At 67.7% G+C, this 26476-nt stretch carries 23 protein-coding genes; 10 read left to right on the top strand and 13 right to left on the bottom strand.

What is annotated here, in order from left to right; all coding sequences use genetic code 11:
• Nucleotides 1–169 precede the first annotated feature (169 nt).
• Both J0A91_RS12790 and J0A91_RS12785 read left to right on the top strand, forming a co-directional pair.
• The gene (locus J0A91_RS12790; protein WP_069205232.1) at nt 170–1039 is read left to right on the top strand and encodes an S-methyl-5'-thioadenosine phosphorylase; all 870 of its coding nucleotides are present in this window, start codon (nt 170–172) and stop codon (nt 1037–1039) included.
• Between the two features lie 410 nt (nt 1040–1449).
• Nucleotides 1450–2634 (top strand): acyl-CoA dehydrogenase, encoded by a 1185-nt coding sequence (locus J0A91_RS12785; protein ID WP_069205231.1) that lies wholly within the window; start codon nt 1450–1452, stop codon nt 2632–2634.
• Between the two features lie 43 nt (nt 2635–2677).
• On the opposite strand, the gene J0A91_RS12780 is transcribed toward J0A91_RS12785, so the two are convergent.
• The gene (locus J0A91_RS12780) at nt 2678–3478 is read right to left on the bottom strand and encodes a DODA-type extradiol aromatic ring-opening family dioxygenase (RefSeq protein ID WP_069207287.1); all 801 of its coding nucleotides are present in this window, start codon (nt 3476–3478) and stop codon (nt 2678–2680) included.
• Between the two features lie 94 nt (nt 3479–3572).
• On the opposite strand from J0A91_RS12780, the gene J0A91_RS12775 reads away from it, so the two are divergent.
• From J0A91_RS12775 to J0A91_RS12765, 3 genes are all read left to right on the top strand, one after another.
• Nucleotides 3573–4115 (top strand): (2Fe-2S)-binding protein, encoded by a 543-nt coding sequence (locus tag J0A91_RS12775; RefSeq protein WP_069205230.1) that lies wholly within the window; start codon nt 3573–3575, stop codon nt 4113–4115.
• Nucleotides 4116–4223: 108 nt separating this feature from the next.
• Nucleotides 4224–5228, top strand: a complete 1005-nt coding sequence (locus tag J0A91_RS12770) for an RcnB family protein (RefSeq protein WP_206364905.1) — start codon at nt 4224–4226, stop codon at nt 5226–5228.
• 88 nt (nt 5229–5316) lie between these two features.
• On the top strand, nt 5317–5991 hold the full coding sequence (locus tag J0A91_RS12765) for a prolyl hydroxylase family protein (RefSeq protein ID WP_069205229.1): 675 nt from the start codon (nt 5317–5319) through the stop codon (nt 5989–5991).
• A gap of 122 nt (nt 5992–6113) precedes the next feature.
• Here J0A91_RS12765 and J0A91_RS12760 read toward each other — a convergent pair whose 3' ends face one another.
• The 4 genes from J0A91_RS12760 to J0A91_RS12745 all read right to left on the bottom strand — a co-directional run bounded on the left by J0A91_RS12760 (nt 6114) and on the right by J0A91_RS12745 (nt 11630).
• Nucleotides 6114–6857 carry an SDR family NAD(P)-dependent oxidoreductase gene (locus tag J0A91_RS12760; protein ID WP_069205228.1) on the bottom strand — a complete coding sequence of 248 codons (744 nt, stop codon included), beginning with the start codon at nt 6855–6857 and terminating at the stop codon, nt 6114–6116.
• Nucleotides 6858–7028: 171 nt separating this feature from the next.
• Nucleotides 7029–9821, bottom strand: a complete 2793-nt coding sequence (locus J0A91_RS12755) for a porin family protein (RefSeq protein WP_069205227.1) — start codon at nt 9819–9821, stop codon at nt 7029–7031.
• 79 nt (nt 9822–9900) lie between these two features.
• A complete protein-coding gene (locus tag J0A91_RS12750) occupies nt 9901–10386 on the bottom strand; it encodes a nuclear transport factor 2 family protein (RefSeq protein WP_069205226.1) in 486 nt (161 codons plus the stop codon).
• Between the two features lie 14 nt (nt 10387–10400).
• Nucleotides 10401–11630: an NAD(P)/FAD-dependent oxidoreductase gene (locus J0A91_RS12745; RefSeq protein WP_069205225.1), complete on the bottom strand. Its 1230-nt coding sequence runs from the start codon at nt 11628–11630 to the stop codon at nt 10401–10403.
• 93 nt (nt 11631–11723) lie between these two features.
• Here J0A91_RS12745 and J0A91_RS12740 point away from each other — a divergent pair, with 93 nt between their 5' ends.
• The 4 genes from J0A91_RS12740 to J0A91_RS12725 all read left to right on the top strand — a co-directional run bounded on the left by J0A91_RS12740 (nt 11724) and on the right by J0A91_RS12725 (nt 17942).
• Nucleotides 11724–11906: a hypothetical protein gene (locus J0A91_RS12740; protein ID WP_069207285.1), complete on the top strand. Its 183-nt coding sequence runs from the start codon at nt 11724–11726 to the stop codon at nt 11904–11906.
• A 132-nt stretch (nt 11907–12038) separates the two neighbouring features.
• Nucleotides 12039–13241: an efflux RND transporter periplasmic adaptor subunit gene (locus J0A91_RS12735; RefSeq protein ID WP_069207284.1), complete on the top strand. Its 1203-nt coding sequence runs from the start codon at nt 12039–12041 to the stop codon at nt 13239–13241.
• A gap of 7 nt (nt 13242–13248) precedes the next feature.
• Nucleotides 13249–16425, top strand: a complete 3177-nt coding sequence (locus J0A91_RS12730) for an efflux RND transporter permease subunit (protein ID WP_069205224.1) — start codon at nt 13249–13251, stop codon at nt 16423–16425.
• Entirely contained in the window at nt 16422–17942 is a 1521-nt protein-coding gene (locus tag J0A91_RS12725) for an efflux transporter outer membrane subunit (RefSeq protein ID WP_069205223.1), read from the top strand. Before J0A91_RS12730 ends, J0A91_RS12725 begins: the two co-directional genes overlap by 4 nt.
• 39 nt (nt 17943–17981) lie before the next feature.
• Here the strand turns inward: J0A91_RS12725 and J0A91_RS12720 are convergent, their stop codons facing one another.
• A complete protein-coding gene (locus tag J0A91_RS12720; RefSeq protein WP_069205222.1) occupies nt 17982–18308 on the bottom strand; it encodes a phasin family protein in 327 nt (108 codons plus the stop codon).
• A gap of 304 nt (nt 18309–18612) precedes the next feature.
• Here J0A91_RS12720 and J0A91_RS12715 point away from each other — a divergent pair, with 304 nt between their 5' ends.
• Nucleotides 18613–19068, top strand: a complete 456-nt coding sequence (locus J0A91_RS12715) for a GFA family protein (protein WP_069207283.1) — start codon at nt 18613–18615, stop codon at nt 19066–19068.
• A gap of 58 nt (nt 19069–19126) precedes the next feature.
• Here J0A91_RS12715 and J0A91_RS12710 read toward each other — a convergent pair whose 3' ends face one another.
• The 7 genes from J0A91_RS12710 to J0A91_RS12680 are packed head-to-tail and all read right to left on the bottom strand — an operon-like array spanning nt 19127 to nt 26337.
• Nucleotides 19127–20398 (bottom strand): Xaa-Pro dipeptidase, encoded by a 1272-nt coding sequence (locus J0A91_RS12710; RefSeq protein ID WP_069205221.1) that lies wholly within the window; start codon nt 20396–20398, stop codon nt 19127–19129.
• A 20-nt stretch (nt 20399–20418) separates the two neighbouring features.
• Nucleotides 20419–21867 (bottom strand): glycosyltransferase family protein, encoded by a 1449-nt coding sequence (locus J0A91_RS12705; RefSeq protein ID WP_069205220.1) that lies wholly within the window; start codon nt 21865–21867, stop codon nt 20419–20421.
• A complete protein-coding gene (locus J0A91_RS12700) occupies nt 21858–23009 on the bottom strand; it encodes a PDZ domain-containing protein (RefSeq protein WP_069205219.1) in 1152 nt (383 codons plus the stop codon). The genes J0A91_RS12705 and J0A91_RS12700 overlap by 10 nt, the downstream gene beginning before the upstream one ends.
• Nucleotides 23009–24403, bottom strand: coding sequence for a dihydrolipoyl dehydrogenase (gene lpdA / locus J0A91_RS12695; protein WP_069205218.1), 1395 nt, complete (start codon nt 24401–24403; stop codon nt 23009–23011). The genes J0A91_RS12700 and lpdA overlap by 1 nt, the downstream gene beginning before the upstream one ends.
• Nucleotides 24404–24832: an acyl-CoA thioesterase gene (locus J0A91_RS12690; protein WP_069205217.1), complete on the bottom strand. Its 429-nt coding sequence runs from the start codon at nt 24830–24832 to the stop codon at nt 24404–24406. It lies immediately after the preceding gene.
• Complete coding sequence (locus J0A91_RS12685) at nt 24825–25040, bottom strand: hypothetical protein (protein WP_083224666.1); 216 nt, start codon at nt 25038–25040, stop codon at nt 24825–24827. Before J0A91_RS12685 ends, J0A91_RS12690 begins: the two co-directional genes overlap by 8 nt.
• Before the next feature lie 7 nt (nt 25041–25047).
• Nucleotides 25048–26337, bottom strand: coding sequence for a pyruvate dehydrogenase complex dihydrolipoamide acetyltransferase (locus J0A91_RS12680; RefSeq protein ID WP_069207281.1), 1290 nt, complete (start codon nt 26335–26337; stop codon nt 25048–25050).
• Between the last annotated feature and the right edge of the window lie 139 nt (nt 26338–26476).

The following is a 26476-nucleotide window of genomic DNA, read 5'->3' as shown; positions in this document are numbered from 1 at the left end:
AGGGCATGTTCACCTGCTCATCTCGATACGGTGCTGCGCACCTACTCGGTCTCTACTCAGCACGAACGGAGTGAAGGTGTTTTCGCGCTCGTGCGAAGGCGAAAACCTTGCGCTCACCCGTTAATTTCGGTCAGGGCGAGTTGAGATCGCAAAGCAGGGAATACGACCAATGACCAAATGGACGATCGGCATCATCGGCGGCTCGGGCCTGTACGCGATCGACGGCCTGCGCAACGCCGAATGGCGGCGCGTCGAGACGCCGTGGGGCGATCCCTCAGACGAACTGCTGTTCGGCACGATCGGCGATGTCGATCTCGTCTTCCTGCCGCGCCACGGCCGGGGCCACCGGATCAGCCCGTCCGAGTTGAACGCGCGCGCCAATATCGACGCGCTCAAGCGCAGCGGCGTGACCGACATCCTCGCGATTTCCTCGATCGGCAGCCTTCAGGAAGAGCTGGAGCCGGGCAAGTTCGTGATCGTCGACCAGTTCATCGACCGGACGGTGGCGCGTGCATCGAGCTTCTTCGGCACCGGCATGGTCGCGCATGTCTCGATGGCCGAGCCGACCTGTCCGCGCCTGTCGAGCCTCGCCGCTGCGGCGGTGACGGCGGCGGGTGGTACGGCCGCCGCCGGCGCGACCTATATCGCGATGGAGGGCCCGCAATTCTCGTCGCGCGCGGAAAGCCTGCTGTACCGGCAATGGGGCGCCGACGTGATCGGCATGACCGCGATGCCCGAGGCCAAGCTCGCGCGTGAGGCGGAGATTCCCTACGCGCTGATCGGCATGGTCACCGATTATGATTGCTGGCGCGAGAGCGAGGCGCATGTCGAGGTGAGCGAGGTCATCAAGCAGATGCACGCCAACGGCGAGATCGCCCGCAAGACGGTGGCCGCGTTCGTGGAAGCGCTCCCGCCCGAGCGCGCGCCCTCGCCGCTCGACACCGTGCTCGATCAGGCACTCATCACCGCCCCCGAAGCGCGCGATCCCGCTCTGCTCGCCAAGCTCGACAAGATCATGGCGCGCGTGCTCGGGCGCTGACGCGGCGGAGCGCGCGCATATTGATCGCGACGCCAGATTTCACTATATTGGCGGCGCCGAAGTCCATCGGCTATCTTCCGTCGAGATACGAAGCCCGGTCGTTGTAGCGGCCGGGCTTCACTCGTTTGGGGGACGCGTTGTAGCACGCCCCCCGCCCGTTGCGTTACTTCCGGCGTGCCACTTCGACGATCCTCAGGACGAGGGTCGCGAAAGCGAACAATACCAGAAGGAAGACGCAAAGATGACCGAACTCCATCGGTCGTCTCCTTCCGTCAGATACCGGCGAGACTGCCGGCCAGCGCATTATGCAAATCCGGTCACGGCTGGCTAGGCGCCGCGTCGTAGGACAGGCGGCTCGATTTTTGGCGCCGACGCGCTAAGACCGCAGCCAAGAATATGGAGAGCAACCAATGGCCGGCATGAGCGCCTTCGACTGGGCGGACCCGTTTTTCCTCGACGATCAGCTCGACGATGACGAGCGGATGATCCGCGATACCGCGCGCGCTTATGCCGACGACCGGCTCGCGCCGCGCATCCTCGCGGCCTTCCGCGACGAGCAGACCGATCCCGAGATCTTCCGCGAGATGGGCGCGCTCGGGCTGCTCGGCGCGACGGTGCCGGAGCAATATGGCGGCGTCGGTGCATCCTATGTCGCCTACGGCCTCGTCGCGCGCGAGGTCGAGCGGATCGACTCGGGCTATCGCTCAATGATGTCGGTGCAATCGAGCCTCGTCATGTACCCGATCCTCGCGTTCGGATCGGAAGCGCAGAAGACGAAGTACCTGCCGCGCCTCGCCAGCGGCGAATGGATCGGCGCGTTCGGGCTGACCGAACCCGACGCCGGCTCGGACCCAGCCGGCATGACGACGCGCGCGGTGAAAACCGACGGCGGCTACCGCCTGTCGGGCGCGAAGACGTGGATCACCAACGCGCCGATCGCCGATGTGTTCGTCGTCTGGGCGAAGTCCGATGCGCATGGCGGCGCGATCCGCGGCTTCGTGCTGGAACGCCGCATGGCCGGGCTTTCCACGCCGAAGATCGAGAACAAGCTCAGCCTGCGCGCCTCGATCACCGGCGGCATCGTGCTGGAGGATGTCGAGGTCGGCGAGGATGCGCTTCTCCCCGAAGTGTCCGGGCTGAAGGGGCCGTTCTCCTGCCTCAACCGCGCGCGCTACGGGATCAGTTGGGGCGCGCTCGGCGCGGCGGAATTCTGTTTCCACGCAGCACGGCAATATGGGCTGGATCGCAAGCAGTTCGGCCGGCCGCTCGCCGCGACGCAATTGTTCCAGAAGAAGCTCGCCGACATGCAGACCGAGATCGCGCTCGGGCTACAGGCCAGCCTGCGCGTCGGACGGTTGATGGACGAGGGCCGGTTCGCGCCCGAGATGGTCTCGATGGTCAAGCGCAACAATGTCGGCAAGGCGCTCGATATCGCGCGGATGGCGCGCGACATGCACGGCGGCAACGGCATTTCGGGCGAATATCAGGTGATGCGCCACCTGATGAACCTCGAGACGGTCAACACCTATGAGGGCGCGCATGACGTGCATGCGCTGATCCTTGGGCGGGCGATCACGGGAATCGCGGCGTTTTAAGACCGCCTCGCGTCACCCAAGCGTTCGCTGGGGTGACGAGGACTTACCCGAACCGATAGCCGGACACCGCCCACCCCATCACGTGATCGCGGTAATCGCACACCGCCGCGTCGTCCCCGCCCGCGCCGAGCGCGACCATCAGCGGTAGCAGGTGTTCCTCGCGCGGGTGGGCGAACGTGGCATAGGGCAGCTCTTGCCAGCGCGCGACGCGCTCGGCGCGCTTGATCGGATCGGGATCGGTGACGGCGGCGGTGAGCGCCGCATCCCATTGGTCGGCGATCGGCGTCACCTGTGGGCCGCGCGCGCGCAGATTGTGGAAGCTCATGCCCGATCCGACGATCAGCACGCCCTCGTCGCGCAAGGGCGCCAGCGCGCGGCCGATCGCGATATGCGCGCGCGGATCGAGATCGTGGCGCAGCGCCATCTGCGCGAGCGGGATGTCGGCGCCTGGCACCGCCACCATCATCGGGATGAACACGCCGTGATCCCAGCCACGCTCCGCCTCTTCGCTGGTGGCGAAGCCCGCCGCCTCAAGCAGCGCCGCCGCGCGCCGCGCGACATCGGGCGCGCCGGGCGCGGGCCATTGCAAATGATAGGTGTGCGGCGGGAACCCGCCATAATCGTACAGCAATGGCCGGCCGTTCCCGACATGCACCGCCACGTCGCGCGTCTCCCAATGGCCGGAGACGAGCAGGATCGCGCTGGGCCGCTCGGGCAGCGACGCGATCAGCCCGGCGAGATACGCCTGCATCCCCTGCCACATCGGATCGGGCGGCCCGCCGGCCGGGTCCATGAAGAAACACGGGCCGCCGCCATGCGGTATGAACAGGGTGGGAAGCGTCATGCGCAGCATATCGCCCCGCGGCACAGTACCCACAAGGCCGTCCCCACGGAAACGACGCGTTTCACCACGCGCGCGCTTGGGGTAGCGTCACGCCATGACCCGTTTCACCGTCAACAACCAGCCGGTCCACTATCGGATGGACCCCAAGACGCCGCTGTTGTGGGCGCTGCGCGACGCCTCGAACCTGACCGGCGCCAAATATGGCTGCGGCACCGGCGATTGCGGCGCCTGCACCGTCGATATCGATGGTGAGGCCGTGAAGGCGTGCCAGACGACGATCGGCGCGATCGAAGGCAGCTTCGTCACGACGATCGAAGGTCTGTCGCGCGAGCGGTCGCATCCGGTGCAACTCGCGTGGCTGGCGAAGAACGTCACGCAATGCGGCTTCTGCATCCCGGGCATGGTGATGGCGGCGGCGGTGTTCCTCAAGAAGACCCGCAACCCGAGCGAAGACGAGATTCGCGCGACCATCACCAACCTGTGCCGGTGCGGCGTGTATCCGCGTGTGGTGGAGGCGGTGTTGCAGGCGGCGCGGGTGCAGCGCGGCGACGAGACGATCGAGGCCGGCGCATCGCCGGACACGTCACCCGACGAAGCCGCAAGACGCGTGCCCGCGCTCGGCCCGGCCAAACGCTGAATGCTTTCGCGTTGCTGTCAATGAAGTTCAGAATACGCTCAGTGCGCATGGAGCATTAGCACAGTAACAGCGGCGAATCCTTCGGCCGCTCTTTGGAGGGTTGGTTCGATGCGTAAGTATCTGCTTGCGGCAATCATGGCGGCTTCGGCGCTGGTGCCGGCAGCGGCGTTCGCGCAGGAGCATCGCGAGTGGCGCGGCGGCCGTGGCGACAATGGTCAGCGTCCGATGCAGCCGCGCCCGCCACAGGGCGAGCCGCAACAAGCTCGCCCGCAACCCGTCGCTCAGGCACAGCCCCAGCCGCAGGCCCAGGCTCCGCAGGGGCAACGCTGGCAGGGGCGCGGCAACGACGGTTTCAACCGTCCGCAATATCAGGGCGGACGCGGTGACGGACGCGGCTTTCAGGGCCAGCCCGGCGCGCGGCCGGATCGGCAACCCGGCGCCCAGCCGCAGGGGCAGCCGCAAGGTCAGCCGCAGGCGCAACCGCCCGGCGGCGGCTGGCAGGGCAATCGTGGCGACCGCGACGGGCGCGGCGGTGACGGGCGCGGCTGGCAAAGCGATCGTGGTGGTGATCGCCCCGGCAATGGCGGCAACTGGCAGGGCGACCGTGGCGATCGGCCGCGCCCCGGCGGCCCCGGCTGGCAGGGTAATGATCCGCGCGGGAACGACCGGCCGGGTGGCTGGCAGCAAGGCCGCGGCGACAACCGCCCCGGCAACTGGCAGGGGCGCGGCAACGATCGTCCCGGCGGCTGGCAGCAAGGTCGCGGGAACGACTGGAACCGCGGTAACGGCAATGATCGCAGAGACTGGAACCGTGGCTGGCGCAGCGACAATCGCTACAATTACTCCGCATTCCGCAACAGCAACCGCGGCATCTATCGGCTGCCGCGCTATTATGCGCCGAGCGGCTGGGGCTATGGCTATCGCCGCTTCGGCGTCGGTCTGACGCTCGACTCGATTCTGTACGGACAGAATTACTGGATCAACAACGCCGATTACTATCGCCTGCCGCCGGCCTACGGCCCGTATCGCTGGGTGCGCTATTACAACGATGCGCTGCTCGTCGATATCTACACCGGTCAGGTCGTCGATACCGTCTACGATATCTTCTGGTAAGGCGCGCTTCCGCTAGAGTGATCGGGGGGCCGGACGAAAGATCGTCCGGCCCCTTGTTTTTCGCCAGGGCCTGCGCTGAAACGGCGCGATGCTGTTCCGCAAGAAACCTGTCAGAACGTCGCCGGTACGCCAACATTACGGAGAGGCTGTGTCGGCCCGCCTCGCCGCCAACCCGGCGGCGGAGCCCGCCAAGAGCGACGCGATCCAGCTCTTCTATCACCCGGATTTCCTGAGCGCCGGGCAGTGCGCGCGGCTGCGCGCGATGATCGACGCGAACCGCCGCCCCTCGACCGTGCTCAGCACGGCCGATCCCGATTACCGCACCAGCGACAGTTGCGACATGGATCGCTGGTCCCCCGAAGTCCGCCCCACCGACGAGGCGATCGCCGAACTGCTCGGGCTCGATCCGCTCCAAGGCGAGACGATGCAGGGCCAGCGCTACGCGCCCGGCCAGCAATTCCGCGCACATTGCGACTGGTTCAGCGAGGACCAGCCCTATTGGCCGGCGATGCAGCAATGCGGCGGCCAGCGCACCTGGACGACGATGATCTATCTCAACGATGTCGAGGAAGGCGGCGCGACGTGGTTCCCGCTCGCGGGGCTGCGCGTCAACCCGAAGCGGGGGCTGCTGCTCGCGTGGAACAACATGAACCCCGATGGCAGCCCCAACGACAAGACGCTCCACGAAGGCGTCGCGGTGATGAAGGGCACCAAGTACATCGTGACCAAGTGGTTCCGCGAGGGGAACTGGATTCAGGGGTGAGGCGAAGCGTTAGCGGGAAGACGCTCACCGCCGTTCGTGCTGAGCCTGTCGAAGCACGTGCCACGAAACGCGCGCTCTGGGCACGTGCTTCGACAAGCTCAGCACGAACGGATCTGGGGATTTTACGCGCGCGAAACCTGGAACCCCGCAAAGCTCTGCCGCACCGGCATCAGTTCCAGCGTGTTGATGTTGAGATGCGGCGGCAGCGTCGCCACCCAGGCGATCGTCGCGGCGATGTCCTCGGCGGTCATCGGCTCGGCGCCCCCGTACAGCGTGTCGGATGCGGCCTGATTGCCGCCGGTACGGACCAAGGTGAACTCGGTCTCGACCATGCCCGGCTCGATCGAGGTGACTCGCACCCCCGTCCCCGCCAGATCGGAGCGCAAGCCCAGGCTGAACTGGTGGACGAACGCCTTGGTGCCGCCATAGACGTTGCCGCCGGTGTACGGATAGGTCGCCGCCACCGAGGACAGGTTGATGATCGCGCCCTTGCGCGCGACCAGCCCCGGGAGCAGCCGGTGCGTGACGGTGGCAAGCGCGGTGATGTTGGTGTCGATCATCGTGCGCCACTGATCGAGGTCGGCGCTCTGCGCGGGCGCGGTGCCGAGCGCGAGGCCGGCATTGTTGACGAGCAGATCGATGTCGCTGAATGGCGCGGGCAATGCGGCGAGCGCGGCTTCGAACGCGGCCTCGTCGCGCACGTCGAACGCGGCGACATGGACGAGATCGCCGATCTCCGCCGCCAGCGCGTCGAGCCGGTCCGCCCGGCGCCCGGTTGCGACGACATGCCAGCCCGATCCGGCCAGTTCGCGCACGGTCGCGGCGCCGATGCCGGCGGTGGCGCCGGTGATGAAGGCGGTCGGCATCGCAAAATCTCCTCAAGGTTGCGCGCCCTCATGTCGCGGGCGGAGGGGCGATTGCAAGGCTTCGCGCGCAAGGAAGTTTGGCTCGCGCAGAGGCGCAAAGGGCGCTTCGCCCGATCCACGCCCAACACCTCCGCGCCCTTTGCGCCTCTGCGCGAACCTCTCTTTTCCCCTTCAGAACAGCAGCTTGCGCACAGAGAGACGCACCGTCCGCCCAAGCGGGTTGAGATACCCCGGCTGATAGGCGACCGGCGTCGCGCCTTGCGAATCGGTGACGGTCTGGCGCGTGTCGAACAGGTTGGTGATGCCGAACGCGATCCGCATCCCGCGCACCCACGGATGCGCCTTCACCAGATCGAGCCGCTGGCCGAGATCAGCGAACAGCCGCAGGTTGATCGTGCCGAGCGCGGAGAAGTGCAGCGGATCGGGGTTGCCGACGGTGCCGCCGGTCACGTCGGTCGCACTCTGCCAGTCGGCCGAAAGCCGCGCGCCGAGGCCGTTGTTGCTATAGCCGGCCTGCGCCTCGATCTCGTGACGCGGCTGGCCGCCGCCCGAGCCGATCGTGTCACCACGCAACAGATCGAGCGCGGGGCCGCCTTGCGCCACCAGCACGCGATCGGTGAAGTGCCAGGTGTGATAGACCGCGAACTGCAGCCGCCCGCCGCCCTGCCCGCGCCCGCCGAAGCCGCCGCCACCACCGCGAAAGCCGCCCCCGCCGGGACCACCGCCCCCCGGACCACCCGGACCGCCCGGACCGCCCGAGCCGCCGGGTCCACCAGCGCCCGGTCCACCGAAACCGCCGTTGCGTGGGCCTCCGCCCGGCCCGCCCGGAGGCGCGCCCTCGGGCCGGCGTCCGCCCGGCGGCATCAAGCCCTCCAGCGGGTTCGGCCCCTTGCCGGCGCGATAGGCCTCGAACGCCTTCTGGATCTTCGACTTGAGCGGCACCGAGAAGTTGACGCCCCAGCGCAGTTCCGATCGGCTCGATTCGGCGAAGTTGATCGGCCGCTGATCGACCTGGGTCAGATCGCCCTCGGCATCGCGCACGAACCGGTTGGGGAACACGCTTTCGATCGCGGCGGTCGCACCGGGGAAGGACACCGCCGGATTCTCGGTGCGGACCTGCACGTAATTGGCGGTGAGGTTGATGTCCTTCGCCGCCCACGGCTTGAGAGTCGCCTGGAGCTTCTTGGTGTGTGTCGTGCTGGCGATCAACGCGCGGTTGCCGCCGCTGATCGCGGTGACGATCGCGTTGTTGCCGGTGACGTAATCGAACACGCGCACGTTGGGCGTGACGATGCTCGGGTTGCCGAGTTGCTGCGCGGTCGGCGCGTCGTCCTCATCGGTCGCCGAAGCGATGATGCGCAACGCCGGCACCGGCGCCCAGTTCACCCCGTAGCCGACCGTCGTCAGCGTGCCGAAATCGGAGAGATGATCGACCGCGAGGTTGACGTTGGCCGACAGCGTGCCGATCGCGCCCAGCACCTGCTTCGACCGGCTGGTGAGCGGAATGTCGACGTTGATCTGGCCGTTGACGATGTCGCGCCGGACGGTGCCGGCCTGTTCGATGTTCGAACGGTACGAGCGGCTGTCGAAGCTGTTGGTCTGCGCGCCGACGCGGATCGCGGTCGAGATCGCGCCCGCCGGCAGCTTGAACAGCGTGCCGCTGAACAGCGCGTCGGCGCCGCCGGTCTGCGCGGTCGAAGTGCCGCGGTTGACCGGCAGCGCGCCCAACTGGCCGGCAAGCGATCCATAGGGATTGGCGGTCGGATCACCCGCGTTGAGCCGCGCCTGGAACGCGGACGTATCGATGCCGAGATCGGTGAACGTCTTGCTGTCGGTGCGGTCATACGTGCCCGTCACGGACCATTGCCACGTGCCGGCATTGCCGTTGAGCGTGGTGCCGAAATGCGCGATCACGCTGGACGAATCCTGCCGCAGCGGCAGATAGCCCGCGCCGACCGATCGATCGAGCACCACATTTTGCGAGAAGGGTGAGAACGGGTTGCCCGCCGGCAGCGTCAGCGCGGCGTTGGGCAAGCCGTTCAGCGCGTGGCTGTCGGTGACTTCGAGACGCCCGTTGAACGCCGCGCTGACGTTGCCGAAGATCGATGTCGCGTAGTTCGAATTGACCGCGAAGTCGCGGCTCGAGGGAACGAGCGTGCGATACGGGCTTTGATCGGTAAGGTTCGCCGCCGCCGCCGCGAAATCGCCGAGCGCGGGATTGGCGGTGGCGGCCGCGCGGGGCAGGCTGGCCGTCGTCAGCGTTCCGAGCGCAGGGTCGAGATATCCGTTCGGGTTGAGCGGGCTGACCACCCCGGTCACGCCATTGCGCGATGACGAGGTTATGCCGCGCTCGTCCTCGGTCAGCGCCGAGCTCGACTTGTACGAGAGGTGGACGTTGGCGCGCGTGCCGCTCTGGATCTTGAGCAGATCGGCCTCGATGCCAGGGCTATTGTTGCCGCCGGCGGTCGGCATCGTATCGGCGAGTTCGGTGGTGAGCGCGCGGAAGCGGCGGCGCAGCACGATGTTCACCACGCGCTGATCGGCGCGGTAGCCGTATTTCAGCGCGACCTCTTCGGGCAGGATTTCGGCGCGCAGGATCGCTTCGGTCGGGATGTCGCGGATTTCGGCGAAGCTGGAGATGCGCTTGCCGTTGAGCAGCACCACCGGCGCGCCGCCACCGCCACGGTCGCTGCGCGTCTGCGGCGACAATTCGGTGAGCAGATCGGCGACCGAACTGACCCCGTAGGAGCGGATGTCGGCCGGCCCGAGCGTCTGTTCGGGCGGAATGTCGCCAACCACCGAGCCGGGCGGCTTTACGCCCTGCACGACGATGTCAGGCTCCTCAGCCTCCGTAGCCTCTTCGGGCGGCGTCGGAGCGTGCCGCGTCGGCGCGCCATCCTGCGCGGCGGCGATCGTCGCGATGCTCGCGCATGCGAGAAACATTATGGCAGAGCTGCGGCGCATGGAAATCGTCCCCGTTTCGTAACGGAGCCCGGATGCCCGCACTTTGTCGCAGGATTATGCCAGTTCGGCCCGAAATCGATTATTGTGCGTCGCACCCCGTCGTGCGCGACGACCAGCTCGCATTGGCGATCTTCCAGGTGCCGCCTTCGCGGACCAGATCGAAATGATCGACGCCGCAATGATGGAGCGTGCCGTTGATGCGGAAGGTGTAGGGCGCCCACACCATCGCGATATCGCCGTCGCTCTCGATCGCGGGGTCGCTGATCCGCTCCTCGAAGCGGTCGGCGCCCGGGGCGAAGCGCGCCGCGACCTCGGCCCAGCTCCGCCGCGTGATCGTGCGCGTGCCGTCCGGGTTCTCGGCCGCATAGGTCGCGCCGCCGTCGGCGCGCACCACTGCGAGGATCGCCTTGGGGTCGCTCGCCGCGACACCGGCGAGGAACGCGGTGACCGGCGCCATCACCGCGCCGGTATCGGCATCCGCGAGCGGGATCGGGTTCGCCGGCGGCAGCTTGGGGATCGGCGTGGTCTGGTCAACGAGCAGAGCGGCGGCAAGGAACAGGCTCATCAACGTCTCCGAAATCAGGCGGGCAGCATCGCCTTGAGTGGTACGTCGGCATCGGCGAGCAACGCGGGGTCGATCACCGCGCCCGCCAGCACCAGCGCACGGCCCTGCACATAGTCCTTGGTGGCGTTGACGCAATCGAGCGCGATGACACGGCCGGCCTTGAGGTAGATCACCGAGAAGCTGCGGCTCTCGGGAACTCCGCGCACCACCACCGCGTCATGCCCGATCGACAGCCCGACCGTTTGCAGGCGCAGGTCGTACTGGTTCGACCAGAACCACGGCACGGCATCGTAAGCGACGTCCTCGCCGAGGATCGTCTTCGCCACGATCGTCGCCTGGTCGTTGGCGTTCTGCACCGATTCGAGCCGGATCGTCGCCCCTTCGGCGAAGCGGTTGGCGTGCGCCGCGCAATCGCCGATCGCGAAAATGTCGGCGAGGCTGGTGCGGCACTGCGCATCGACCGCGACGCCGTTACCGCCCTCCGCGCCCGCCGCGAGCAACGGCTCGACCGCCGGGATCACGCCGATGCCGACGATCACCATGTCGCACGGCAGGATCGCGCCGCTCGCCAGCCGCACGCCGCAGGCTGCGCCGTCGCGTTCCTCGATGCACGCGACGCCGACCGACAGATGCAGATCGACGCCATGCGCGCGGTGCTCGGCCTCGTAGAAGCGCGACAGCGGTTCGCCCGCGACCCGCGCCAGCACGCGGTCCTGCGCCTCCAGCACGGTGACATGTTTGCCGAACTTGGTCAGCACCGCCGCCGCCTCAAGTCCGATATAGCCGCCACCGACCACGACGACACGGTTCACCTGCGGAAGCTCGCGAACCAACTGATCGACATCGGCGCGCGTGCGGACCGCATGCACGCCGCGCAGGCTGTGCCCGTCGCAGGTCAGTTTGCGCGGACTTCCGCCCGTCGCCCAGATCAGCTTGCCATAGCCGATCACGTCGCCCGCCGCCGTCTCGACGATCCGCGCTTCGGGATCGACCCGCGTCACCGCCGCGCCGAGCAACATCGTCACGTTTCGCTCGTCCCAGAACGCGGGCGGGCGGATCAGGATACGTTCGAAGCTCTTGTCGCCGGCCAGATAGTCCTTGGAGAGCGGTGGCCGCTCATACGGGAGTTCGGGTTCGTCGCCGATCATCGCGATCGTGCCCGCGAATTTCTGCTGGCGCAGCGCCACCGCCGCTTGCGCGCCGCCGTGCCCCGCCCCGACGATCACCACATCATAGCTGGTCATACGATCCTCCACCCCCCGTTTTCCCGGCCTTTGCCAACCGGCGGCCGTATTGTCGAGATGGTCACCACGCCCAGCATCCTGTATTGGGCGGCGATGAGCGAAGACCGATTCGAGCGCCACCGCCAACCCTGGACCACCGACGAGATCCAGAAGCTGCACACGCTGGCGAAAAAGGGGATGGCACTGAAAGCCATCGCCAAGGCGCTCAAGCGCAGCGAGGAATCCACCAAGGATCGCGCCAAGGCCGACGGACTCTCGATCGCCAAGTTGCGGTAAGCCCGAATCGGGCGTGTTGCGCTGCAAAAGAAGTCGGGTACACAAGCGTTATACCCGGTATTCGGATTCGGCGTCTCATGCGGAGGAATGATCCCTCGCATGCACTCCGGGCGGATGCGCGATGGAGTTACGATGACGCCCCCCCAGCCCTGCCGCTTCCTTCGTTCGCCTTCCACTATCGCCATCGCCCTGCTCTGCACGGCTGCGCTCGCCGGGTGTTCGGCGGGGTCGGGCGGTGGCGCCGGCGGTAAAAAGGGCAATGCCGGGCCGCCACAGGTCGGCTATGTCGTCGCCAAGACCAGCAGCGTGCCGGTCGTCACCGAACTGGCGGGCCGCACCTCGGCGTTCGAAAGCTCGGACGTGCGTCCTCAGGTCTCGGGCGTGATCTACCGGCGTTTCTTCACCGAGGGCGCGCTCGTCCAAAAGGGCCAGCCGCTCTACCAGATTGATCCGAGCCTCTACCGCGCTTCCGCCAACCAGGCGCAGGCCAATCTGCTGAGCGCGCAGGCGACCGCGGCCTCGACCCGCATCAAGGCCGATCGCTACAAGCCGCTCGCCGAGATCGAGGCGGTCGCCAAGCAGGATTATACCGACGCCGATGCCGCCGCGAAGCAGGCCTCGGCTGCGGTCGCGCAGCAGCGTGCCGCGCTGGAGACGGCGAACATCAACCTGCGCTTCACCACCGTCCCCGCGCCGATCACCGGGCGGATCGGCCGCTCGCTCTACACGGTCGGCACGCTCGTCACCTCGGGGCAGGCCGATGCCCTTGCGACGATCCAGCGGCTCGACCCGATCTTCGTCGATATCCAGCAATCGAGCGCCGACCTGCTGCGGCTGCGCCGCGCGCTCGCCTCGGGCGGTGAAGTCGCGACCAGCGCGGCGGTCACGCTCAAGCTGGAAGACGGCAGCGATTACGGCATGACCGGCAAGGTGCAATTCTCCGAAGTCGTGGTCGATCAGACCACCGGCACGGTGACGCTGCGCGCGGTGTTCCCAAACCCCAAAGGGCTGCTGCTCCCGGGCATGTTCGTGCGCGCGAGCTTCGCCCAGTCGATCGACAACAGCGCGATCCTGATCCCGCAACAGGCGGTGTCGCGCAACCCCAAGGGCGACGCCACGGTGTTCGTGCTCAACGGCGACAAAGCCGTGCTGCGCACCGTCACCGCGACGCGCACGGTCGGCACGGACTGGGTCGTCACCGCCGGTCTCAAACCCGGCGACAAGGTCATTACCGAAGGCGTCGGGAAGACCAAGCCCGACCTCCGGGTAAGGCCGGTCCCCGCCGGCTCGCCGCAGAAGATCCAGGCGCCGCAGAAGCCCGGCCAGAAGGGCTGACCCGCCAGTGATCTCGCGCATCTTCATCGACCGGCCGATCTTCGCCTGGGTCATCGCCATCATCATCATGCTGGCGGGCATCGGCGCGATCTATACGCTGCCGATCGAGCAATATCCCGACGTCGCCCCGCCGACCGTCAACATCCGCGCGAACTATCCGGGCGCCTCGTCCGCCACGCTGGAGAACAGCGTGACTCAGGTGATCGAGCAGCAGCTCACCGGCCTCGACGGCCTGCTCTATTTCCAGTCGAGTTCCAGCTCGCGCGGATCGGTGACGATCACCGCGACCTTCCAGAAGGGCACCGATCCCGACATCGCGCAGGTGCAGGTGCAGAACAAGGTGCAGCAGGCGGTCTCGCGCCTGCCGCAGCAGGTTCAGCAGCAAGGCCTCACCGTCACCAAGTCGAACCCCGACTTCCTGATGGTCATCGCGATCTACGACACGTCCGATCGCGTTACCAACGAGGACGTGTCGGACTATCTCGTCTCCAACATGCAGGAATCGCTCGGCCGCCTGAAAGGCGTGGGCGATACCAACGTGTTCGGCTCGCAATATGCGATGCGGATCTGGCTCAACCCCGACAAGCTCGCCAGCTACAGCCTGATGCCGAGCGACGTCACCACCGCGATCCAGGCGCAGAACGCAGAAGTCGCGGCGGGCGAGATCGGCGGCGCGCCCAACCCGCCGACCCAGGTGCTCGACGCGACCGTGACCGCGCAGACTCGCCTGCAAACGCCCGAACAGTTCCGCGACATCGTCATCAAGACGCAGACCGACGGATCGGCGGTGCGTATCCGCGATGTCGGCACCGTGCAGCTCGGTGCGGAAAGCTACGGCATCGTCAGCCGCTACAACGGCCACCCCGGCGCGGGCATGGCGATCAGCCTCGCCCCCGGCGCCGATGCGATGTCCACCGCCGAACTCGTCAAGGCCGAGATCGAACGCCAGGCCAAGGGCTTCCCGCACGGCTTCGCCTACGCCTTCCCGCAGGATTCGACCGAATTCATCAAGCTCTCCGTCGATGAGGTCGTGTGGACGCTGGTCGAGGCGATCATCCTCGTCGTCATCGTCATGTTCGTGTTCCTGCAAAGCTGGCGCGCGACCCTGATCCCGACGATCGCGGTGCCGGTGGTGCTGCTCGGCACGTTCGGCATCTTCGCCGTGGCGGGCTTCTCGATCAACACGCTGACACTGTTCGGCCTCGTGCTGGCGATCGGCCTGCTCGTCGATGACGCGATCGTCGTGGTCGAGAATGTCGAGCGGCTGATGGACGAAGACCCCTCGCTCTCGCCGCGCGACGCGACGATCCAGTCGATGGACGAGATCACCGTCGCGCTGGTCGCGATCGCGCTGGTGCTCTCGGCGGTGTTCCTGCCAATGGCGTTCTTCGGCGGCTCGACCGGCGTGATCTACAAGCAATTCTCGGTGACGATCGTCTCGGCGATGGTGCTGTCGGTGATCGTCGCGCTGGTGCTGACCCCGGCGCTGACCGCGACCCTGCTCAAGCACCGCACCGAAGAAAAGAACGATGGCTGGTTCGCGCGCAAATCGCAGCGCGCGAAGGACTGGTTCAACACCAATTTCGACACGATGGTCAATCGCTATGGCAAGGCGGTCATCAGTGTGGTCGATCGCAAATGGCTGTACCTGCTGATCTACGCGCTCGTGGTCGCGCTGCTCGCGTTCATGTTCGTGCGCCTGCCGACCGGCTTCCTGCCGACCGAGGATCAGGGCATCGCCTCGATCCAGTACAATCTCGCGCCCGGCTCGACGATCAACGCCACCAAGCTCGCGCAGCGCGAGATCGAGAAATATTTCCTCACCCAGGAAAAGGCCAATGTCGAAGGTGTGCTGACCGTGGCGGGTGCCGGCGGCGGCGGTGGCGGCGGGCAGAACGCCGGGCGCGGTTTCGTCGCGTTCAAGGACTGGTCGGAGCGCAAGGGCAGCGTGAACGGCGCGCCCGCGATCACCCAGCGCGCCACCGCCGCGCTCGGCGCGTTGCGCAACGTCGAATTCTACGCGATCCAGCCCGGCGCGGTGCGGGGTCTCGGCCAGTCGAACGGCTTCACGCTCGAACTGCAGAACACCGGCGGCCTCAGCCGCGCCGACTTCAAGGCGGCGCGCGACAAGCTGCTCGCCGCCGCGCGCGGCGACACCCGGCTGGCGGCGGTGCGCCCGACCGAACTCGACGACCAGCCGACGCTCAGGGTCGATGTCGATCCGCTCAAGCTGAGCGCGCTCGGTCTCAGCCAGGCGAGCGTCAACGCGACGCTGTCGACCGCGTGGGGCGGCTCCTACGTGAACGACTTCAACGATCGCGGCCGCGTCAAGCGCGTCTATGTGCAGGGCGAGGCCGAGTATCGCTCGCGGCCCGAGGACATGGCGCGCTGGTACGTGCGCGGCACGAGCGGATCGATGGCGCCGTTCTCCTCGTTCGCGACGACGAGCTGGAACACCGCGCCCAACTCGCTGTCGCGTTTCCAGGGGCTGTCGTCCTACGAGATTTCGGGCCAGCCCGCGCCGGGGCAAAGCTCGGGCGACGCGATGAACGTGATGACCGAACTTGCCGCGCAACTCCCCGGCACCAGCGTCGCGTGGAGCGGCCTGTTCTATCAGGAGCGGCTGTCGACGGGTCAGGCGCCGTTCCTCTACGGCATCTCGCTGCTCGTCGTGTTCCTGTGCCTCGCCGCTCTGTATGAAAGCTGGACGATCCCGGTGGCGGTGCTGCTCGTCATCCCATTGGGGCTGGTCGGCGCGATCTTCGCGGTGACGCTGCGCGGGCTCCAGAACGACGTCTATCTCCAGATCGGCCTGCTGACGACGATGGGCCTCGCGTCCAAAAACGCGATCCTGATGATCGAGTTCGCCGAACAGGCCGAGAAGAAGGGCGCTCGCGTGATCGACGCTGCGCTGGAGGCGGCCCGGCTTCGGCTCCGCCCGATCCTGATGACCAGCTTCGCGTTCATCTTCGGCGTGTTGCCGCTGGCGATCTCGACCGGAGCGGGCGCGAACAGCCGCGTCGCGATCGGCACCGCCGTCATCGGCGGGATGCTGACCGCGACGATCCTCGCGATCTTCTACATCCCGTTGTTCTTCGTGCTGGTGCGGCGCGGCGTTCGCGACGGCTTCAAGGCGGTGAAGCACCGCCTCCACCACGATACCCCGCCGGAGACCGCGGCATGACCCGCACGATCGCCACCGCGCTCGCGCTCGCCGCGCTCGGCGGCTGCACGATGGCGCCCAAATACGTCCGGCCGGTCGCGCCTGTGCCGGTGTCGTGGCCAACCGGCGACGCCTATCTACGCCAGACCGAAGCCGCGCTGCCGAGTGTCAGCTACCGCGACATCTTCCGCGATCCGCGTCTGCAACAGATCATCGATCAGGCGCTCGTCAACAATCGCGACCTGCGCGTCGCCGCCGCCAACATCGCCATCGCGCGCGCGACCTACCGAATCCAGCGCGCCGAATTGCTGCCGACCATCGGCGCGAACAGCGGCTACACCTTCCGCCAGAACAGCTCGGCGGGCGGCATCAACACCGGCGGCGGCACCGGCAACGGCGGCACCGGCAACGGCGGCACCGGCAACGGCGGCACCGGCACCGGCGGGTTCGGCGCGGCGGGCGGCACCTCGAACAGTTTCTCGGCGAGCGCCGGCATCACCGCGTTCGAGATCGACCTGTTCGGCCGCATCCGTTCGCTGAGCGAAGCCGCGCAAAACCGCTATTTCGGCACCGAGGCGACCGCGCGCGCCACCCGCCTCACGCTGATCGGCGATCTCGCCACCGGCTGGCTTACCTACGCCTCCGACAAAAGCCTGCTCAGGATCGCCGAGCAGACCGCCGAGATCGCGCAGAAGAGCGTCACGCTCACCCGCCAGCGGCTGACCGGCGGCATCGCGCCGCGCACCGATCTCGCGCAGGCGCAGATCACCTTGCAAACCGCTTTGTCCGACCTCGCCGAACAGCGCACGTTGCTCGCGCAGGACGTCAACGCGCTGCAACTGCTGGTCGGCGCGCCGATCGACCCGGCGCTGCTGCCCGACGGGATCGAACAGGCCGGCACGACGATCGCCGAACTCCCTGCCGGTCTCGATTCGCGCGTGCTGTTGCGCCGACCCGACGTGGTCCAGGCCGAATATGAACTGCGCGCGGCCAATGCCGAGATCGGCGCGGCGCGTGCGGCGCTGTTCCCCACCGTGTCGCTGACCTCGCTCGCCGGCTTGGCGTCGAGCGCGCTGTCGAGCCTGTTCACCGGCGGCGCGTTCAACTATTCGGTCGCGCCGAGCGTGAGCTACCCGATCTTCCGCGCCGGCGCCGCCCGCGCCGGAGTCGCGCAATCGCAAGCGCAACGCGATTCCGCGCTCGCCACCTATGAGAAATCGATCCAGACCGCGTTCCGCGAAGTCTCCGACGCGCTCGCACGGCGCGGCACGATCGCCGATCAGGAACGCGCCCAACAGGCGCTGACCGCCGCATCGCGCGACAATTTCCGGCTCTCCGAAGCGCGCTATCGCGGCGGCATCGACACCTATCTGGCCAGCCTCACCGCGCAGCAGTCCTTCTATGCGTCACAGCGCTCGCTGGTGAACACGCAGCTGACGGCGGCGACCAATCTGGTGACGCTGTACCGCACGCTGGGCGGTGACTCGACGCTCGACGTCGCGCCCGACGACAAACGGGCGGTGCCGGCAGTGCAATAACGCCAAAGCCCTCTCCCCACAGGGGAGAGGGCTAAGAAGTCACTCCCCCTTGGGCGGCGTCACCACGTCACGGCCGAACTTCATGATCAGTTCGCCGATCTCGCGTGCCTGGTTGACCGAGCGGCTGCTCTGCTCGCGGATGAAGTCGCCCTGGATCTTCATCACCTGCGACAGATCCTGCGCCTCCGCGACCTGACGCATCGCCGCGAATGCCTCGCGGGTGTTGGACTCGGCCTGATCGAGCATGCGCATGCCGAGGCTCGACCCGCCCTCGACGAACTTGAGGTGCGCCTTGCGGGCGGGATCGGCGATCTTCTCGTCGAACGCTTCCTTGGCCTTGTTGGCGAATTCGTTGATATCGACCATCGAACGGCTCCTTCTCTCGCGGACAGCCGGTCGCCCGGCCGGGGATCGGCTCTGTGGCCGGAACGCACGGGCTCGCCCCGCGTCGCATAGGCTGCCGAAAATAGGCCGCCACTTCGGCGCAGGCAACGCTCACCTCCGCGCAGCAACAGAATTTTACGCGATGCTCACCTCAGCCACGCGATCCGGCAACGCGGACGATCCTTCCGCCAACCGGCCGACCGCCGCCCCGCGATGGACCCGCGCCGGCAATCTGATACGCGATCCTCGATCGCCGGCACTGGCGATATCGCAAAGGGAGCGCGTGATGACCGTACCTGTTCTTCCGTGGACCGCCGGATGCCGCTGCGGCGCGGTGCGCTTGCGCATCACCAAACCGGCGATGCTGACCGTGGCCTGTCATTGCACCGGCTGCCAGAAAATGACCGGCAGCGCCTTTTCGACATCGATCATGGTGCCGTCCGACGGCGTTGTCGTGACGGGCGACACGGTGCGCGGCGGCCTTCGCGAGGGCATGTTGCACCACGAGCATTGCGATGCTTGCAAGAGTTGGGTGTTCACCCGCTTCGATCCCGATCCCGGCTTCGTCAACGTGCGCGCGACGATGCTCGATGATGCGACCTGGTACGCGCCGTTCGCGGAGACCTTCACCAGCGAAGCGCTTCCGTGGGCGAAGACCGGCGCGCGCTGGAGTTTCGAGCGCTTCCCGGCGGCCGACGAGCATCCCGCCGTATTCGCGGCTTTCGCAGCCGAAGCCAGCTAAGCGGCTTCTTCGCCTCGCCGGAGCGTCCCGTGTATCGGAACGCTCCGGTCGGGCCGGATCACCGCACCCGTTCACCGCCCTTGATGACGGCGGCGGGATGTTCGAGCACGCGCACATCGGCGAGCGGATCGCCATCCACCGCGACGATGTCGCCGTAGCGGCCGACCGCGATCTGCCCGACATCGTCGGGCGTGCCGAGCGCGTCGGCGGCGCTCAGCGTCGCGGCGCGGATCGCCTGGATCGGGGTCATCCCCCACTTCACCATCATCGCGAACTGCTTGGCATTGTCGCCATGCGGATAGACGCCGGCATCGGTGCCGAACAGCATCGGCACGCCCGCTTTCACAGCCCGCGCGAAAGTCTGGCGCTGCTTGAGGCCGATCATCCGTTCCTTGTCGATGCTCTGCTGTTCGGTGCCGTTCTTGGTGCCGGTCGCGAGGATATAATCGTCGTTGTAGATATCCATGTCGAACCAGGTGTGATGCTCGACCGCGAGCTTGATCGCCTCGTCAGAGGCCAAGCTGCAATGTTCGATCGTGTCGATCCCGGCGAGGATCGCGGCCTTGATGCCCTCGTCGCCATGCGCGTGCGCGGCGACCTTGAGGTGGAGCATGTGCGCCTCGTCGGCGATCGCCTTCATCTCCTCGAACGAGAGCTGCTGCCCGCCCACGCTGTCGCCAAGCGAGAACACCCCGCCGGTCGCGCAGATCTTGATGACGGTCGCGCCATATTTGTGCAGCCAGCGCACCTTGGCGCGGGCTTCCCCCGGCGAGTTGATGACCGAGGGCTGCTGCTTGTCGAGGCTGGGCGGCAGCGAATTGTCGTCGCAATGCCCGCCCGTCGCGCCGATCGCATAGGTCGCGGTGGTCATGCGCGGGCCTTCGATCCAGCCGCCGTCGATCGCCTGCCGCAAACCGACATCGTCGAAATCGCCCGATCCGACGTTGCGCACCGAGGTGAAGCCCGCATCGAGCGTCTTCTTCGCGTTCGCCACGCCGACCGCCTGCCAGAAGCTGTCGGTATATTTGAGGCCGGTATAGCCGCCGATCTCCGCCAGCGACGTGAGGTGGACGTGCATGTCGATCAGCCCGGGCAGGATCGTCTTGCCGGGCAGGTCGATCCGCGTCGCGCCGGCGGGGATGACCGGACGGGCGTTGGCGCCGGTGACGACCGAAGCGATGCGCCCGTCGGTGATGACCACGACCGGATCGTCGAGCGTCTTGCCCGAATTGACATCGAGCAGATGCGCCGCCGTGACGACCACGCTCTCGGCGAGCGCCGGCGTCGCCACCGACGCAAGCAGCGCCGCGGCAAGAATCTTGCGAACCATCAAATCCCCCTTTTTCAACCCTATGGCAAAGGTTGTCGCGCGGGTGCCGCCGCCTGTCCATCCCATTCGAGCATCGCCATATAGCCCGGCGGCGGCGACGGCAGCGTCGCACGCGCGGCAAGCCCGGCGGCGATCACCAGCGCGAGCGCGAGCGCGCAGCCAAGTGCCAGCCGGCGCGGCACCCTGCCCTCGCTCGCCACCAGGATCGCCGCGAGCGCCGCCGCCATCATCGGCCACAAATGGTAGCGCAGATCCGAGGCGATGCTCACCACCGCGAAGCTCGCCTCCAGCGCCAGCGCCGAGACGGCGAGCGCCAGCGCGAGATCGCGCACCGGCGTGCGCGCGCCGGCAAGGACGATCACCACCAGCGACGCCGCGACGACGATCCACGTGACCGGCCAGCCGAGCGGCGATGCCGCCAGCCAGCCAGCCGCCGCGACGACCGGCCATGCCCCCTTCGCGGGCGACCCCAGACCGACCGTGTTGAGTTCCGAAACCGACGGCGGCGCCGCGCTCGTCCATATCGCCGGCACCAGCCAGCGAGTCGTGGCGTTGAGATGCGCGAGGCGGTGGCGCGCATAGGCGACCGGATGGCGCGCGATCGCGCCAGCCCAGGCGATGTCGAGCGTGCCGGCGGGCATCGGCTGAAAGCGGTCGGCGATCGCGCCGCAGCGCGACGCGCTGCCGATCGGATCCCAGAAAAACGGCTGATAGCAATGCTTCTCGGCGATCAGCGCGCGCTCGCCGGCGCTCAGCACGCCATCGTCACCAGCGAAATGCGCGATGCCGGCGAGATCGAACAGCGGCAGCGTATGGCTCACGCGGGTCGGCTCCGCCCGGAACAGCCGATGGTTGATGACCGGCGACACCGCCAGCACTGCGAGCGTCAGCACCGCGATCGCCCCGGCGCGATAGGCCCAGCGCCGCCGCCCCGGCACCAGCATCACGCCGAGCGGCACCACCGCGAACACCGCATTGGTCCGCACCAGCGCCGCGTAGCCGAGCAACACCGCCACCGCGATGAGCGCGCGCGTCGACAGCCGCCGCTCGCCGAACCGCGCCCGCGCGACGATGCCGACCGCAGCCAGCATCGCGCCGAGCATCTGCGCATCCTTGAGCACCACCGATTGCCACGCGACGAACAACGGCAGCGCGCCCAGCGCGATCACCGCCCAGCCAGCGCCCGCCCGCCCGCCCCGCGCCAGCCCCGCCGCGATCAGCCCGAGGCCAAGCCAATATGCCCCCGCCTGCACCAGCAGCATCGGCGCGGCGCCGGGCCAGAGGGGATGGAGCACCGCCCACAGCTTCGCCATGATCGGTGGGTGCCAGTCGTCATACGCGCCGCTCAGCACCTGCGTGTACTGGCCGATCGTGTCGAACATCGCGACGCCCGGCCACCACAAAGCGATCTGGAGGAGACACAGCAACGCCGCCGCCCACGCGACCCGCCGCATGGGCGTCAGCGACATTGCGACGCGGGACGAGGCTGGAACGCCTCGCGCGGCTTGCCGTCGACCGTGTAGAGCCGTTCGGCGGGGAGCTTGACCACCAGCCCGCTCGCCGGCAGCGGGAAATCATACACCGCGCCGCGCAGGCCCGCCATCCGCGTGCCGCAGACTCGCTCACCGAACGCCGCGAAGCCGATCGCGATCCCCTCGCCCATGCTGCCGGTCCATCGCCCGACTCGCAGGCTGACCGGCCCGGCATGATATCGCCCGGCGCGCGGCAGCACCTGTTCGATCCACTGGCGCGGCACGCCGGTCTCGCGCTCCTCGGCGGGAAGCGTGTGAACCTGATAGGCGCTCGGCACGCGCACGAACCAGCCCATCACCGCGCGCGCGACGCTGGTATTGCCGCCGCTCGGCGTATCGGTGAGATCGATCGTTACCGGCGCATTTGTGGGGATCGCCGCCATCGCCGCGTCGAACGCCGCGATGGTCGCCTGATCGCCGAGCGAATTGTTGAAGCGGATCGTCGTGCCGGTCACGGTCAGCGGCGGGCGATCGGGCTGCGCGTCGTACAGGCTCGCCAGCGTCAGCGTGCGGGTGCCGCGCGTTCCGGCGAACGCCAGCACCCGTGGCCGATCGCGCCGCCCCGCCGCCAGCACGCGCGCGCCATAGGCCCCGCGCTCACCTTGCGCGTCCAGCCCGAGCGGCGCCCAGAACGCCGCCAGCGCCTGCGCGATCGGCACGCCATCGACCGCAACGAGCCGATCGCCGGTCGCCACACCCGCCCGCGCGGCCGGCGTATCGGGGCGCACCGCATCGACCGCATACTGATCGCCGCTGCGTTCGATCCACAAATCGGCATAGGTCGGCACCACCGCCCAATCCTGCTTGAACGAAGCGCCCGTGATCGCATGATGATCGGCGAGCGACGTCAGCACGTCCTCGGCATACTGGAGCAAACTGTCGCGATCATGGACGGCGGCGCGCTCGGCGGCAAGTTGCGGCGTCGCCGGCGCCTTGCCGCCGGGGAAACGATCGAGATAGGCGTAATTGGCGGTGACCAGTGCGTCGAGCGCGACCGCATCCCCCGCATAATCGGGCGCCGCCGCGCCGAGAAGGACCGGCGCAGCGAGCACACCCAAGGCCGCCGCGCCGGTGCGCATCAGATGTGGATCGCTCGGCCGTAGGCGCCGAGCACGCTCTCGTGCATCATCTCGCTGAGCGTCGGGTGCGCGAACACCGTCTCCATCAGCTCGGCCTCGGTGGTTTCGAGCTGGCGCGCGATCACATAGCCCTGAATCAGCTCGGTCACTTCCGCGCCGACCATGTGCGCGCCGAGCAGTTCGCCGGTCTTGGCGTCGAACACCGTCTTGACGAAGCCCTCGGCCTCGCCGAGCGCGATCGCCTTGCCGTTGCCGATGAAGGGGAACTTGCCGACCTTCACCTCATGGCCGGCATCCTTGGCCTTGGCTTCCGTGAGGCCGACCGAGGCGACCTGCGGGCGCGAATAGGTGCAGCCCGGGATGTTCCACGTCTCGAACGGATGCGGCTTCTCGCCGGCCAGCGCCTCGACGCAAACGATGCCCTCATGGCTCGCCTTGTGCGCGAGCCAGGGCGCGCCGGTCACGTCCCCGATCGCATAGATGCCGGGCACGTTGGTGCGGGCATAGCCATCGACCTTGATGTGGCCGCGATCGGTCTCGACGCCAAGTGCCTCAAGCCCGATATTCTCGGTGTTGGGGACGATCCCGATCGCGACGATGACATGGCTGAACTCGGCCGACGTGACTTGCCCGTCCTTGCCCTTGATCTTCGCCGTCACGCCGTTCGCGCCGACATCCAACCCATCGACCCCGGTGCCGGTGAGCAGCTTGATGCCCTGCTTGGTCAGCGCCTTGTCCATGAACGCGGAGACTTCCTCGTCCTCGACCGGCAGGATGCGCGGCAGCATCTCGACGATCGTCACGTCGGCACCCATGTCGTTGTAGAAGCTCGCGAACTCGACGCCGATCGCACCCGAGCCGATAACGAGCAGCTTCGTCGGCATTTCGGGCGGCACCATCGCGTGGCGGTAGGTCCAGATGCGCTTGCCGTCGGCCTTGGCGAACGGCAGGTCGCGCGCGCGCGCGCCGGTCGCGACGATGATGTGCTTGGCCTTCAGTTCGACGGTCTTGTCGCCCTGCGTCACGACCAATGTGTCCTTGGCGGTCAGCGCGCCACTGCCCTCGAACACCGTGACCTTGTTCTTCTTCATCAGCCCTTTGACGCCGGCATTGAGCTGCCCGGCCACCTTGCGGCTGCGCTGAGTCACCGCCTCCAGGTCGAAGCCGATGTTGTCGGCCTTCAACCCGTAATCCTTGGCGTGGCTCATATAGTGATAGATTTCGGAGGTGCGCAGCAGCGCCTTGGTCGGGATGCAGCCCCAGTTGAGGCAGATGCCGCCCAGCCGCTCGCGCTCGACAATGGCGGTCTTGAGGCCGAGCTGCGCCGCGCGGATCGCCGCGACATAGCCGCCGGGGCCGGAGCCGAGGATTACGAGATCGAATGATTCGGACACTTAAAGGGTTCCTTCCAGCAGCGGCTTGATATCGGAAGTGGTTGGCGCGGTGTTAAGGGCTTTGGGCGCGCCGTCCTCGCCCATCGCGACGAGCACGAAGGTGCCGCGTGCGGCGCGCGCGGTGCCCTCGCCGTGGCGGTCGCGCCGCCACACCTCGACCGCGACCGTCATCGAGCTGCGCCCGGTGCCGACGATCGCGGCGTAGAACGAGACTTCATCCCCCGCCATCACGGGTGCCGTGAAAGCGAAGCCGTCGGCGGCGACCACCGGCGCGCGCGCGCCGCTGTGCCGCGACGCGACCGATCCAGCGGCGAGCGCCATCTGCCCCATCAGCCAGCCGACGAAGATCGTGCCATAGGGGTTGTTATCCGCGGACATCGCGGTGGCGCGGATCGCGGGTTCGCCGGGCGGTAGTGTCGGTTCAGCCATCGACGGCCTGCCTGTTCGCATGATCGAGCCGCCACGCGCGGCGGATCGGGCGGACCTGGAGCAACACGTCGAAGATCATCACGACATAGGTCACGCCCCAGACGGCGCGGCCGGTGCCCGGCACCGCCCACACCGCCACCGAGGCGATCGTCATCGCAACGCCCAGCCCGAGCGCGAGGAACATCAGTTCGACGAGCGTCCGCCGCACGAGTGTCTTACGCGAGCATCGCGAGCGGCGATTCGACCAGCGTCTTGAACGCGGCCATCAACTGCGCGCCGTCGGCCCCGTCGATTGCGCGGTGATCGAAGCTGCCGGTCGCCGACATCACCGTGGCGATGCCAAGCTCGCCGTCGATGACATAGGGGCGCTGCTCGCCAGCGCCGATCGCCAGGATCATGCCCTGCGGCGGATTGATGACCGCCTCGAACTGCTTGATGCCCATCATGCCCATGTTCGAGATCGAGGCGGTGCCGCCCTGGAATTCCTCGGGCTTGAGCTTGCCGTCCTTCGCGCGGGTGGCGAGATCCTTCATCTCGGTCGAGATCGCGGCGACGCCCTTGGTGTCGGCGCCCTTGATGATCGGCGTGATGAGGCCGGCCGGCACGCTCACTGCCACCGACACGTCGGCGCGGCTGAAGCTGATGAGTTGATCGGGCGTATACATCACGTTGCACTTGGGCACCTGCATCAGGCTGACGCCGAGCGCCTTGATGAGCAGATCGTTGACCGACAGCTTCACCCCGCGCGCGGCGAGGCCGGCGTTGAGTTCGCCGCGCAGCTTGAGCAGCGCGTCGAGCCGGACATCGACGGTCAGATAGATGTGCGGCACCTGCTGCTTCGATTCGGTCAGGCGGCGCGCGATCACCTTGCGCACGTTCGAGAGCTTTTCGGCGGTGTGCGGGATGTCGGGCACGTTGGCGACGGTCGGCGCGGGCGCCGGGGCCGGCGCGGCGCTGGGCGCTGCGGCTTCGGACGCCTTGGCGGGCGCCGCGCCCGACTTGGCGCCGTCGAGATCGGCCTTGACGATTCGGCCGTTGGGGCCGCTGCCGGTCAGCGCGGCGAGATCGATGTTCTTTTCGGCAGCGAGACGGCGCGCGAGCGGACTGGCGCGCAGGCGGTCGCCCTCGGCGGCCTTGGACGCGGGGGCCGCTGCGGGCGCGGGTGCAGGCGCAGGCGTGTGAGCCGGCGCGGCTTCGGCCTTGGGAGCCTCCTTCGGGGCGGGCACTTCGGCCTTGGGCGCTGGCGCAGCCGACGCATCCTCGCCCTCGCCCGCCATCACCGCGATCACGGTGCCGACCTTGACGCCCTCGGACCCTTCCGCGACCATCAGCTTGCCGATCGTGCCCTCGTCGACCGCTTCGAATTCCATCGTCGCCTTGTCGGTCTCGATCTCGGCGAGCAGATCGCCCGAGCGAACGGTGTCGCCTTCCTTCACGAGCCATTTCGCAAGCGTGCCCTCCTCCATCGTCGGGGAAAGCGCGGGCATCTTGATCTCGATCGGCATGAAGTCGTCCTTGAAATCGAATCCTGGGGCGTCCGCGTCTCTCGCGCCCCGAACCGGCCCGGTCAAGACCATGATCGGCGCAGTCAGGCTTGCACACACCGCGCGCACGCGCCACCTAACGCGTTGAGGGGCCTTAACA

This window comes from Sphingomonas panacis (assembly GCF_001717955.1).
Classification (GTDB): Bacteria; Pseudomonadota; Alphaproteobacteria; order Sphingomonadales; family Sphingomonadaceae; genus Sphingomonas; species Sphingomonas panacis.
The sequence above is the reverse complement of the archived record's forward strand: the minus strand, read 5'-3'. Positions and strand labels throughout refer to the sequence as shown.